Origin of the sequence: Parafrankia sp. EAN1pec, from assembly GCF_000018005.1 — a bacterium.
GTDB classification, from domain to species: Bacteria; Actinomycetota; Actinomycetes; order Frankiales; family Frankiaceae; genus Parafrankia; species Parafrankia soli.
The window spans coordinates 3828955-3841376 of the sequence record NC_009921.1 but is presented as its reverse complement, the minus strand read 5'-3'; the positions used below and the strand labels follow the sequence as shown (position 1 = coordinate 3841376).

7 protein-coding genes and 1 pseudogene are annotated in these 12422 nt (G+C 69.8%); 6 read left to right on the top strand and 2 right to left on the bottom strand.

The window, feature by feature from the left end; translation table 11 throughout:
* Positions 1-3 precede the first annotated feature (3 nt).
* The 3 genes and pseudogenes from FRANEAN1_RS15755 to FRANEAN1_RS38895 form a co-directional block, all read left to right on the top strand.
* The gene (locus tag FRANEAN1_RS15755; protein WP_020460795.1) at positions 4-2883 is read left to right on the top strand and encodes an ATP-binding cassette domain-containing protein; all 2880 of its coding nucleotides are present in this window, start codon (positions 4-6) and stop codon (positions 2881-2883) included.
* A 98-nt stretch (positions 2884-2981) separates the two neighbouring features.
* Positions 2982-4289, top strand: a complete 1308-nt coding sequence (locus FRANEAN1_RS15750) for an ABC transporter substrate-binding protein (RefSeq protein WP_020460794.1) — start codon at positions 2982-2984, stop codon at positions 4287-4289.
* Between the two features lie 304 nt (positions 4290-4593).
* Positions 4594-5250 (top strand): annotated as a pseudogene (locus FRANEAN1_RS38895) (alpha/beta hydrolase); the annotation flags it as partial.
* A 210-nt stretch (positions 5251-5460) separates the two neighbouring features.
* Here the strand turns inward: FRANEAN1_RS38895 and FRANEAN1_RS15740 are convergent.
* Entirely contained in the window at positions 5461-6621 is a 1161-nt protein-coding gene (locus tag FRANEAN1_RS15740; RefSeq protein ID WP_347177161.1) for an ABC transporter substrate-binding protein, read from the bottom strand.
* A gap of 696 nt (positions 6622-7317) precedes the next feature.
* Between FRANEAN1_RS15740 and FRANEAN1_RS15735 the strand changes: the two genes are divergently transcribed.
* Positions 7318-8298, top strand: a complete 981-nt coding sequence (locus FRANEAN1_RS15735; RefSeq protein ID WP_020460791.1) for an alpha/beta hydrolase — start codon at positions 7318-7320, stop codon at positions 8296-8298.
* Between the two features lie 341 nt (positions 8299-8639).
* A complete protein-coding gene (locus tag FRANEAN1_RS15730) occupies positions 8640-9413 on the top strand; it encodes an SDR family oxidoreductase (protein WP_020460790.1) in 774 nt (257 codons plus the stop codon).
* 168 nt (positions 9414-9581) lie between these two features.
* On the opposite strand, the gene FRANEAN1_RS15725 is transcribed toward FRANEAN1_RS15730, so the two are convergent.
* The gene (locus FRANEAN1_RS15725) at positions 9582-11345 is read right to left on the bottom strand and encodes a CocE/NonD family hydrolase (protein WP_020460789.1); all 1764 of its coding nucleotides are present in this window, start codon (positions 11343-11345) and stop codon (positions 9582-9584) included.
* A 360-nt stretch (positions 11346-11705) separates the two neighbouring features.
* Here FRANEAN1_RS15725 and FRANEAN1_RS15720 point away from each other — a divergent pair, with 360 nt between their 5' ends.
* Positions 11706-12335, top strand: a complete 630-nt coding sequence (locus tag FRANEAN1_RS15720; RefSeq protein ID WP_020460788.1) for a TetR/AcrR family transcriptional regulator — start codon at positions 11706-11708, stop codon at positions 12333-12335.
* Positions 12336-12422 lie beyond the last annotated feature (87 nt).

Genomic DNA, 12422 nt, shown 5'->3' with positions numbered 1-12422 from the left:
CCGATGCAGCTCCCCACCGCGCAACTCCTGTTCGACGGGGCGACCACCGGACTGGTCATCGGCCTGCTCGCCGTCGGCATCGTCCTGGTCAACCGGGCGACCCGGATCATCAACTTCGCTGTCGCGAACATGGGCCTCGTCGGCTCCGCGCTCTGCGCGCTGCTGGTCGTGCGCTACAACGTGCCCTACTGGATCGGGCTGGCCGCCGCGCTCGCCGCCGGGGCGCTGTTCGGCGCCATCATCCATGTGGGCGTCATCCGCCGGCTGTTCACCGCCCCCCGCGTCATCGTCCTGGTCGCCACGATCGGAGTCTCCCAGCTCGCGCTGACCATCGTGAACGCCTATCCGGACCTGAAGGACCACGCCGACCAGTCCTACCCGGTGCCCTGGTCCGGGACCTGGTCACCGGTGGACGGCGTGCAGGTCACCGGCGCGCAACTCAGCATTCTCGTGGTCGTCCCCGTCGTGACCGCCGGGCTCTCCCTGTTCCTGAACCGCACCGTCCTCGGCAAGACGGTGAAGGCCTCCGCGGACAACCCCGAGCTCGCCCGGCTGCAGGGCATCAACCCGAAGACCATTTCGCTGGCCGTCTGGACGGCCGCCGGCTTCCTCGGCACGCTGTCCATGATTCTGGTCGCCGCGCAGGAGAAGTCCCTGGCGCAGGTCACCACCCTCGGGCCGACGACGCTGCTGCGGGCGTTGGCCGCCGCCGTGATCGCCCGGATGGTCTCGGTCCGCATCGCGCTGGTCGCCGGCATCGGCCTCGGGCTGTTGCAGTCGTTCGTGCAGTTCAACTGGCTCGACCAGCCGGGCCTCACCGACACCGTCATCCTCGTGATCGTCCTGGTTGCCGTGTTCTTCACCAGCCGGGGCAGGAGCACCGAGGTCTCGACGTTCTCGTTCGCGCCCAGGGCCCGCCCGGTCCCCGAGCGGCTGCGCGAGCTGTGGTGGGTCCGGCATCTCGAGCAGGCTCCACTGCTGCTTCTCGGGCTGTTCGCGCTGCTGCTGCCGGTCGTGGTCACCCAGCCCTCACGCCACCTGCTCTACACGATCATCCTCGGCTACGCGATCTGCGCGGCTTCGGTCACCGTCCTCACCGGCTGGGCCGGCCAGCTCTCGCTGGGCCAGATGGCCTTCGCGGGCCTCGGCGCGCTCACCGCCGCCGCCCTGTTCCGCGGCCTCCGCCTGGACATCGGCGACACGTCACTGGCGATCAACGCCCTGCCGTTCCCGGCGGCGGTCCTGATCGCCACGGTTCTCACCGCGGCCATCGCCGCGGTCATCGGCCTGGGCGCGCTCCGGGTACACGGACTCCTGCTCGCGGTGAGCACCTTCGCGTTCGCCGTCGCCGCCGAGCAGTTCCTCTACCGGCGGGAGGTCTTCCACGACGAAGGCAGCAGCGCCGCGTCCTTCACCCGCGGGACCCTCTTCGGGATCGACATCGCCAGTCAGCGCACCTACTACTACGTGGTGCTGGTGACCCTGGCCATCGTCATGGCCGTCGTGTCCCGGCTGCGCAAGTCCGGTATCGCCCGCACCACCATCGGTGTCCGGGACAACCCCACCACGGCCGCGGCCTACACCGTCAGCGCCACCGGCGTGAAACTGCGCGCCTTCGCTCTCGCGGGCGCGCTGGCAGGCCTCGGCGGCGCGCTGCTCGCCGGCGCGCTGCAGACAGTCCCCTACAACGACATGTACTTCCGCAGCCCGGACTCCCTCGTCCTCGTCTCCATCGTGGTCATCGGCGGGCTCGGCTCCGTCTACGGTCCGCTGCTCGGCTCGCTGTGGGTGATCGGCCTGCCCTCCTTCATGCCCGACAACGACATCGTGCCGCTGCTCTGTTCGAGCATGGGCCTCCTCGTCCTGCTGCTCTACTTTCCGGGCGGCCTGGTCCAGGTGGGCTACAGCACCCGCGACGCCATCCTGGGCTGGGCCGAGCGGCGCCGCGGGGACGCGCCCACCAGCAAGACCGCCACCGCCCCGCCCGCCGCGCTGACCCGCACCGACCGGGAGCCCCTGCCCGCCGGGCGGCCCGCGCTCACGACGAGCGGAATCCGGGTGCGTTTCGGCGGGCGGACCGCCGTCGACGGAGTCTCGATCGAGGTGATGCCCGACGAGATCGTCGGTCTCATCGGGACCAACGGCGCCGGCAAGTCCACCTTCATGAACGCCGTCGGCGGCTTCGTCCCCGCCGCCGGCGCCGTCACCATCCTGGGCCACGACGTCTCCACAGCAAGCCCCGCGGCGCGGGCCAAGGTCGGCCTCGGCCGTACCTTCCAGGCCGCGACGCTGTTCCCCGAGCTCACCGTCCGCCAGACCGTGCAGATCGCGCTGGAGGCTCGGGGTCGCACCGCGTTCCTGTCCACCGCCCTGCACCTGCCGCAGACCTTCGCCCGCGAGCGCGCCAAGCGGTCCGAGGCCGGCGACCTCATCGACTTCCTCGGCCTGGGCCGCTACGCCGACGCCTTCGTCGCGGAACTCTCGACCGGAACCCGCCGCATCGTCGAACTCGCCTGCCTGCTCGCGCTCGACGCGAAGATGCTCTGCCTCGACGAGCCCACGGCAGGCGTCGCCCAACGCGAGACCGAGGCCTTCGGGCCGCTCATCCAGGAGATCCGCCGCGAACTCGGCGCCGCGATGCTCATCATCGAGCACGACATGCCGCTGATCATGGGAATCAGCGACCGTGTCTACTGTCTCGAAGCCGGGAAGGTCATCGCTGCCGGGGTACCCGGCGCCGTCCGCAACGACCCCAGGGTCATCGCGAGCTACCTCGGCACCGACGAACGCGCCATCCAGCGCAGCGGCGCCACCGTCGACATGCCCGGTCCGGCGGCCGTCGACGACCGCGCCCCGACCGGCAACCCGACAGCCGCGGTGTGACCCGGTTCGTCCCCGCACGAGTGGCCGCGCGGCCCGCCTCGGGCCCGGCTCGCGCCACAGGAACAGATGTCATGTCAACACGGACCCGGGAGCACTTCATGAAGTTACGGCGCGTCAGACGCGGTGCGGGCCTGCTGGCCGCCGCCATCGCGGTCACACTCGCCGGCTGCAGCGTCGAGTCGAAAGACGGCCCGGAAACGACTGCACCGACCTCGAACGCCTACCCGGCCCCACCGGCGCCGGCCATCTCACCCGGGGTGACCGACAACACCATTAAAATCGGATTTGTCTACCCGGATCTCGCCGGGGTCAAGCAGTACATTCACGTCGACCACGGCGACTATGCGGCAACATTCACCGCGCTCGCCGACAAGATCAATGCGGCGGGCGGCATAAACGGCCGCAAGATCATTCCAGTCTTCGGCGGCGTCAACGTCCTGTCCGCCGCCGGCGCCACCGAGACCTGCGTCCGGCTCACCCAGGACGAGAAGGTCTTCGCCGTACTCGGCACTCTCAACGCCGACGACTCGCTCTGCTACGTCCAGACCCACAAGACCGCCCTCGTCGGCGGCGACCTCACCACCGCCCGGTACGCCAAGGCCCAGGCGCCCTGGTTCTCGACCCTGCGGGGCGGCGACGAGGTGGCCGACGGCATCGCCGCGTTCGGCGCCGGCGGCGCCCTCGACGGCAAGAAGGTCGCCGTCGTCAGTAACCAGCTGGAGCAGCAGACGGCCCGGGACATCGTCCTGCCGGCGCTGGACCGGCTCGGGGTCACGCCTGTCGAGAACGCCACGGTCGAGATCGACGCCGCCGACCAGGCCGCGAGCAATCAGCGCATCAACGTCGTCATCCAGAAGTTCCAGGCCGTCGGCGCTGACACCGTGATCGTGGTCGGCGGTCTCGCCGGTAACTTCCCGGGCCTGCTCGCCGACACGACGTACCGCCCGAAGCTGCTGTTCACCTCCAACAACTCGGCAACTGCTTTCGTGCGCAGTGACGACAACGCCGGCAAGCTCGGCGCGCTGCCGGGATCCACCGGTATCGGGCTGGTCACCGACTACAACGAGAAAAGCTTTCTCGACTGCACCCGAACCGTGGCAGCCGCGATTCCCGAGACCGCGGGCAAGTTCCAGGCACCCGCGGACGTCCAGTCGGGCCAGCCGACCTACGCCGTCTCGGCCAGCGTTGCCTGCAGCACCCTGAGCCTCTTCCAGGCCATCGCGGAGAAGGCCGGTAGAGACCTTACATACGCGACCTTCCAGAAGGCCGGGTTCTCCCTCGGCAGCTTCAGGGTCCCCGCGTCCCTGGACCCCGCGACCTTCGGCCCGCAGACCCCGCACGGCGCGATCAAGCCCCATCTCTACACCTACGACACCAGCAGCAAGAACTTCGTCGTCAAGGACTGACCCGGACGTCGGGCACGACCCGGCGGCCAGCGCGGTGTGCGCTCTCAGCAGACTGATGAGAATCGTCCGTTCGTCATCAGTCCCTCCCTGGAGGACACGATGGACCTTGGCAACGTCCCGACGCCGCGACCGGACGCCGAGTGTGCGGCGGCCTTGCGCCGGCTCAGGGACGACTTCCTCGGCTGGGATCAGACGGACCTGACCGAGCAGACCCTGTCAGCCATGCGCGGCGGGATCGCGCCCGGCCTCGAGGCGCTACTGGCCAGGTTCCCGGTCACCGAGAACGAGTTCGCGATCCCCCGGCCTGACTCGCACCCACCGGGGCCGTCCGAATCGCCAGGCACCGATCGCTGTCTCCGTCTTCACGCCGGCGAAGGGCCTCCAGGGCCCCGCCCCCGGCATCTTCTGGATCCACGGGGGCGGGATGGTGAGCGGGGACCGGTTCGGCGTCCACTCCCTGCTCGGCCTGGCCGCCGCGATCGGGGCTGTGCTGGTGTCCGTCGAGTACCGGCTCGCGCCCGAACACCCCTACCCAGCCCCGGTCGACGACTGCCACACCGCCCTGTGCTGGACCGCCGACCACGCGGTGCAGCTCGGCATCGACCCCCGGAGACTGATCCTCGCCGGCGGCAGCTCCGGCGGTGGTCTGGCCGCCGGCACCGCGCTGCGGGTACGTGACCAGGGCGGGCCGGAGCTCGCCGGGCTCCTGTTGTTGTTCCCGATGCTCGACGACCGCATGACAGCGCCGTCGACGCACATGACGGGGGCGGAGCTGACCTGGTCGCGCACCAGCAACGAATCGGGCTGGCGGATGTTCCTCGGGGATCTGCCGGATGCCGCGCGGGTCCCGCTCTACGCGGCTCCCGGGCGGGCGACCGACCTGGCGGGGCTGCCGCCCACCTTCGTCGAGGTCGGTTCGGCCGACCTGTTCCGTGACGAGGACGTCGCCTTCGCCACCACGATCTGGGGCAGTGGAGGTGACGCCGAACTACACGTCTGGCCGGGCGGGTTCCACGGCTACGACACGTACGGCCCCGACACGGCGCTCGCCGTCGACACCCTCTCCGCGCGAAGGCGTTGGCTGGACCGGGTGCTTGCCCGCGCGGGCAAGCACCCGCCAGCCCCCGGGCAGGGGCCCGGCGACGGCGGCCTTGACGTCGCTGAACGGCTGCTAACTGCCGTCCGCACAGATGCGCTCGCGGACGACCTGGAAGGCGTCCCCTGCCGGACTGACCTGGACAATCGAGTGGCACATCGGTGGCTGGGCCAGATTGTCAGCCAGATCGACCGGTGCGATCAGTCCGCCGGCGTCGTAGTTGTCGACGCCACGCAGGGCGTTGATGAATCCTTCCCGCGTCGGGCACGGACCAGCCAGTTCGAGCCCGCGCAGGAAGATGTCGGCGTAGATGTAGGCGTTCATGGCGAACTGCTGCTCGGGGAACGGGGCCTGCGGCGCGAATGTGGCCATGGATTGACGGTAGCGTTCGATCGCCGGGCCGCCGGCCTCGAACGGGCGGAAGTAGACCGGGATGGAGACTCCGGCCAGCGCCCGTCCGAAGGCGGGAAGGATGCTGCGGTCGTAGCCACTCATGGCGACCGTGACCGCGAGGTTGGGCACGGCGGCCCGCAGGGCCTGCATCAGGGCCGCCAGGTCCTCTGGGATGGTGAGGGCGACGAGGGCGTTCGCACCACTGGCGGCGATGTTCCGGGCCACCTGCTCCGGACTGTCCGCTCCGCGGGAGTAGGGAAACGACCCGACGTAGGTGAGGCCGTTCAGGCTCATCTCGTCGCCGACTGTTTTGGCCGCCCCGGCGGTGAAGGGTGACGCGCCGGGCGTGACAACCGCGACCTTCGTGCCACCAGCCGACCGGATATAGCCGGCAAGCACCGGGACAGACCCCTGGTACATGTACGAGAAGAAGTTCGACTGTTTCACCCAGTTCGCGTCGGCGGCGAGCCCGACGACCGGAACCTGTTCCGCCACCAGACTGTCCAGCGAACCGCCCAGCGACGAGGTGGCCGCAAGCAGGCCGAACACCGAGTCGCGGTGGACCAGATCTTCGGTCGCGCGAGCGTCCTCGGCCACGGACGAATGGTCGTCACGCCAGCTGTAGGATATTCGACGGCCATGTACCCCACCGGCCGCGTTCGCCTCGCTCAACCGGGCATCGATCCCGGACCGGGCAGAGGTCAACGCACCCGACCCACCGGACTCCGAGATCACGAGACCGAGTTTCACCTGGTCGAGGGTGATGCCGGGGCTATTGCACTCGCTACCCGACACATTACTGACGGATCCTGGCGGGGAACAACCCACCACGGCAATCGTCATGACGGCGACTGCCGCCCCTAAGTAGCGGACTGAACGCATTCATCCCCCTGGGACACCCGACACGGAGGACCGCGGGTGCACTGATCACCTCGGTCGAAGCAGCCAGCGAACCCAACCCGAACTCCAACAGCAAGAAGTTGCCAGTAATTGCCTGCCCTTTCCCGACCCAGGGTGAGCCCATGCACACCAACCTGCCCCAAAGTAGTCGATCGGACACGTATCTGGTCGCCATGGGGCGCGGCAGGCTGATGCCATTGGTACTGGCCCGGTCCGGCCGAAGCTCGGGGCTTGTTCCACCCGACCGAACATCTGGATGCCGCCCACATGCTTGGAGCACCGATCCTCACGGTGCTGGCGAGCGACGCTCCGCGAGAAGCCGACGCTCGCCGACCTGGGGCGGCAGGATCTCCTGATCGTCCTCTGATTGACGCCGGTGCATCATCATGCTGAACTATCGCCCAGCGTCACGGCTGTCGCGTCGCCCACGTCACCACCTGTGACCGCGCGAGCATGTGGGCAGCCGCGTCACGCCCGCCCCCGTGCGCGTCCAGGACGGCGGCGCCGGGCGGTGCCGCGGTTCTCGGCGTCGCGGGAGGGTCGGTGCGCGACGAGAGAGACGAAAGGTGTGCTGATCATGGATGGATCGACACTCGGTGAGCACGCGGGCACCGCGATCACCACACAGGGGGCACCGCGATGACGACCGGTGCGACCGGCAAGGCGTTACGGGTCCCCGCCCGCGACATCCCGGTCCCGGAGTCGGTGAGCCCGGAGGCGCAGGCGGTGCTCGCGATGGGCCTGGTCAGCCCGCCGCCCGAGTGGCCGCCGGCCGACGACCCCGGCGCGTGGCGGGCGTACGTCGCCGAGCAGGAGAAGCAGGCACTCGAACTCTTCGACTTCACGCGGCCGGTGGAGGGCGCACGGGTCGACGATCTCGACGTGGACGGCGCGCACGTCTACGTGGTCACGCCGGACGGTCTCGCCGCCGACGACGGGCGGGTCTACCTGGAGATACACGGCAGCGGGTTCATCGCCGGCGGTGGTGCGATGTGCCGCTCGATGGCCGTCGACACAGCCAGGCAGGTCCGCGCGACGGTCTGGTCGGTCGACTACCGGATGCCGCCCGACCACCCGTATCCAGCCGCGCTCGACGACTGCCTGGCCGTCTACCGGGCGCTGCTGCGCGATCGCCGGCCCGAACAGATCGTCGTCGGCGGCCCGTCTGCCGGGGGGAACCTGGCCGCTGCGCTGATTCTGCGAGCGCGCAACGAGGGCCTGCCGCTGCCGGCCGCCGCGGTGCTGGCGACCCCGGCGGTTGACCTCACCGGCGCTGGCGATACCTGGCAGACGAACCTCGGCATCGACAACACGCTCACCGGCAGCTTCCAGCCGCCCTTCGCGCTCTACTCGGGCGGCCACGACCTGCGCGACCCTTATCTCTCGCCGCTGTACGGCGACCTCGGCAAAGGCTTCCCACCGACCATTCTGCTGAGCGGCACCCGCGACTTGCTGCTCTCCGACACCGTCCGGATGCACCGCGCGCTGCGGGCCGTAGGCGTGCCGGCCGAGCTCCACGTGTTCGAGGCCGCCGGGCACGCGATGTTCTTCGGAACAGCGCCCGAGGAACGCGAGCGCACCCGCGAGATCCGTCAGTTCTGCGACCGGTACTGGGAGTGAAACGAAGCTGGCGCCGCCGCCCCACTCGCAGGACAGGTACTGATCTACCCGGCGACCGGCTCCCTCCCGAACGCGAAGTACCTCGCGCGAACTAGTCGACGAACTCGTCATCAACTCGAAGTACACGAGTAAAGTCTGGGCGATGCACGGCGTCGGCCGGACATCGGTGACGATTCGTTCGCGGCGCCGATGGGGGCGGAAAACTCGTCCGGTCTCCGCCCACGTTCCTCGCCCCCGGCGGCTGCGCGCCGACGGTGTGGCCACCGAGGAGGTGCGCTGTTCCGGCAGCCGGCTGCGCACTCTTTTCTACGACTGAGAAAACAATAGAAAGTGGGTTCATTATGCGAACGGTTGTGGTCGGCGCCTCCAGCGGGATTGGACGTGCTGTCGGGATCGGCCTCGGGCAGCGTGGCGCGCGGGTGGCGCTGCTGGCCCGCCGTAGGGACCGGCTGGTCGACGCGGCGAAGGAGGCCGGCGAGGGCTCGCTCGCCATCGCCTGCGACGTGACCGACGAGGCGCTGGTCCGGGCAGCTGTCGAGGAGGCGGCGGTCCAGCTCGGCGGGATCGACGCGCTCGTCTACGCCACCGGCATCGGCGTGCTGCGCCGGCTCGTCGACGTCGACGCGGCCACCTGGCGCACCGTCTTCGAGACCAACGTGATCGGCGCGTCGCTGGTCACCGCGGCGGCCATCCCCTACCTCGTCGAGAGCCGGGGCGTCGCCGCCTACCTGTCGTCCATCACCGGCTCGGTCACCGAGCCGTGGCCGGCGCTCGGCTCCTACGCGGTCAGCAAGGCCGCGCTCGACAAGCTGATCGAGGCCTACCGGGTCGAATACCCGACCCTCGGCTTCACTCGGATCACCGTCGGGAACTCGGCCGGTGGTGAGGGCGCGTCCGGAACCGAGTTCATCAACAACTGGGACCCGGCGCTCGCCAGCGCGGTGCACCCCATCTGGATCGGCCGTGACTACGTGCACGCGGATTTCGTCGACGTCGAGGACCTGACGAACGTCGTGCACACCGTCATCACCAACGGAGCCGCGATCAAGTCGGTCGTCGTGGACGCCCGCCGCTCCACCCCGCTCCCGCTGCACACCCCCGCACCCACGCCCTGAATCGCGCCACGCCACGAGAGGCGGCCGCCAGCCAGACCGGCGGCCGCCTCTCGCCTTCCCTAAACCCGGATACGCCGTAACCCGGACACGCCGTTCGGCGGCAGCCTCGAGGCGGTCACCCCTCGGGGGCACCCACGCCCTCCGCCGGCCCCCGCGCGGACTGCCCCGCTACGCGGGCCGCGGGATCACCGGCAGGACAAGGCGTGAAGGAAAGCGGCGGTCATGGTGCACCCGCTGCGTCGCGGGCACCGTCTTCCCGGTGGCGTCGTGGGTGATCCGCTGACCGGTATTCGGGTTCAGCTCGTACTCCGGGAACGCGCTCGACGAGACGTCGAGCCGGATACGGTGACCGGATCTGAAGACGTTGCTCGTCGCCCAGAGACTGATTCGGTAACGACGCGGCGTCTCGGGCCGCGGTGGCTGCGTGAACGCCACGCCTGTCCGCACCACGCCCTCGGCGAGCGGTATGGCCGCGCCGTCCGGGAAGACATCGACGAGCTTCGCGGTGAAGTCGGTGTCGGAGACGGACGACGACGCCCAGAGCTCGAGCGTCACCGGGCCGGTGACCTCCAGGTCATGCTCGAGCGGTGACGTGGTGTAGACGAGAACGTCGTCGCGGCTCTCGTTGCGGGCGGTCTCGGCGCCGTGGTCGGGGGCGTAGCACTCCAGCCGGCCCTGCGACACGACCGGGTTCTGCGGGTCGTAGACGAAGACGTCGTCCGGCTGGTCACCGGGACGCTCCGTGGACAGCGAGCCGTCGCCCGCGGCGGTGTTGGCCCCGCCGGCACTGTGCAGGTAGTAGGGCGTCCAGCGGGTGCGGGCCAGCGGCCATTCCCGCTCGTCGCGCCAGATGTTCTCGCCCATGACGAACAGGCGGACCGGCGCGGGGTCCAGGACCTGCTCGCCCTTCAGGTGACGGCGGAAGAACTCCATGCAGGCGGAACCCTCGGAGAGGTCCCAGAGCCCCAGGGGCCCGGTGTCCGCCGGTGCGTCCGGACGGGGCGGGCACACGCCGCCGTGGTTCCACGGTCCGATGACCAACTCCTGGTTGTCCCGGACGTACTGGGTGGCGCCCGCGCCGCGCAGCGCCTGGAAGGCTTCGAGCGTCCCGTTGAGGAACATGTCGTACCAGCCACTCGCCTGGAAGATCGGCAGGTCGAGGTCGACGGCGTGCTCCGAGGCGTTGACCACCAGCCAGTACGGGTCGTTCGGGTCGCCGTTGTCGCACCAGTCCTTCCACCACGACACCAGCTCGAGCTGGGGCGCGTCGCGCAGCGGGCGGAAGGCGTACATCTCCATCATCGCCACGGTGCGCTTCGCGATGGCCTCCGCGACGTCCCCGGGCTCGTTGCCCTCCTCACCGTGGTGGATCGCGCCCTCCGGCGCCGGAACGCCCCGGCGCTCGGCCTCGCCGAGCACCGCGCCCCACGCCCACGCGAACGCGCTGCCCAGCGACAGGACGCCCGGCGCGGCGTACCAGATCTCATTGCCGAAGGTGTTCCAGGTGGACGTCAACGGCGCGATGCACGCGAGATGCGGTGGCCGGGCGATGGCGGCCGCCCACTGGGTGAGCCCCTGGTACGACCCGCCGAACATACCGACCTTGCCGGTGGACCACGGCTGGGCGGCCGCCCACTCCACCACGTCGTACCCGTCGTCCACGTCGCACAGCGCCGGGTGGAACACACCCTCGGAAGCGAACCGGCCGCGACTCTGCTGGAACACGGCCACATAGCCCTGCCGGGCGACCAGTTTGGCGAAACCGCTCAGGCCCTGGGTGACCCCGCCGTTGAGCCAGTAGGCGGTACGGGACACAAGCACAGGAAACGGCCCGGGACCGGCCGGCCGGTAGATGTCCGTGTACAGGCGCACACCGTCGCGCATCGGAACCATGACGCCCTTCTCGACGATCAGCTCCTCTTCGGCGATCAACTCTCAACCTCCTGGTGCGGCGATCAGACAGCGGTCCATGCGTGGGATCACAGGTGAATGCGGGCGCGACGGAGCGGTGGGGCGCGGTGGACGGTCCGAGGCGCCGGGCGCCGTCTCGCCGGAGGCGTCGTGACAGTGCCCCGCGCTGCGCCCTTTACGAATGTTCAGCGCATGTTTATCACCCGATCAGGGCGCTGTCACCCCTCGAGAAGCACGGCACTTCAGTCAGGAACGGTGACCTTTGGCTGCCTCGCGTCCGGCCGTCTAGACTTCACATCGCTCGGTCGCGGGCGAGGCGCCTGACCGTCGGGCCGGCCGGTGGGCCGGCGGTAGCAGGGTGCATGGCGGAGCCTGGGAGCGATGAGTCGAAGCATGCGGCCACCGGGACGGCACACCGACTCGACCTCCCGGTCCGCCATCCTCGACGCCGCCACCCAGCTCCTGACGGAGGAGGGCTACGTGGCGGTGACCACCCGCCGCATCGCCGCGCGGGCCTCCGTCACCAGCCCGCTCATCTACTACTACTTCGGCACGCTGGACGACCTGCTCGTCGAGGTCTTCCGCCGGCACGCCGAGCAGGCTCTCGTCGTGCAGGCGCGACTCCTCGACAGTGAACAGCCGTTGTGGGCGCTGTGGGACATGACCCGGTTCCATGAGTACGCCGCCCTCGGCGCCGAGTTCCTCGCCCTCGCCAACCACCGACCGGCGGTGCGCGACGCTGTCGCCCGTTACGCACAGGCGTTCCGCACCATGCAGGCCGAGGCGCTCGCCACGAGCCTGCGCCGCCACGGGGCTGACCCGGGCCGGTTTCCCGCGGCTGCCGTCGTACTCCTCATTCAGTGCGTCGCCAACGCCCTCACGGCCGAGCGCGCGATAGGGCTGGATGTGGGACACCAGGAGCTCACGACTCTGGTCGAGCGACAGCTCCGCGAGATCGAGGGACCTCGTCAACAGCCGGTCACGGGCACACCGCCGCAGCTGGACCGGTAACGGCCTGCCACCTCGACCGCGCCGGCGACCGTCGGCGGGCCACCAGGCGAGGAGACACCCCGCTCGCGATCTCCGTGCGTCGCACCT

Bases quoted from the DNA above. Each gene is read 5' to 3' on its own strand.
- FRANEAN1_RS15720 (WP_020460788.1), top strand. From the start codon at position 11,706: ATGAGTCGAAGCATGCGGCCACCGGGACGGCACACCGACTCGACCTCC.
- FRANEAN1_RS15740 (WP_347177161.1), bottom strand. From the start codon at position 6,621: ATGACGATTGCCGTGGTGGGTTGTTCCCCGCCAGGATCCGTCAGTAAT.
- FRANEAN1_RS15735 (WP_020460791.1), top strand. From the start codon at position 7,318: ATGACGACCGGTGCGACCGGCAAGGCGTTACGGGTCCCCGCCCGCGAC.
- FRANEAN1_RS15750 (WP_020460794.1), top strand. From the start codon at position 2,982: ATGAAGTTACGGCGCGTCAGACGCGGTGCGGGCCTGCTGGCCGCCGCC.
- FRANEAN1_RS15730 (WP_020460790.1), top strand. From the start codon at position 8,640: ATGCGAACGGTTGTGGTCGGCGCCTCCAGCGGGATTGGACGTGCTGTC.
- FRANEAN1_RS15755 (WP_020460795.1), top strand. From the start codon at position 4: ATGCAGCTCCCCACCGCGCAACTCCTGTTCGACGGGGCGACCACCGGA.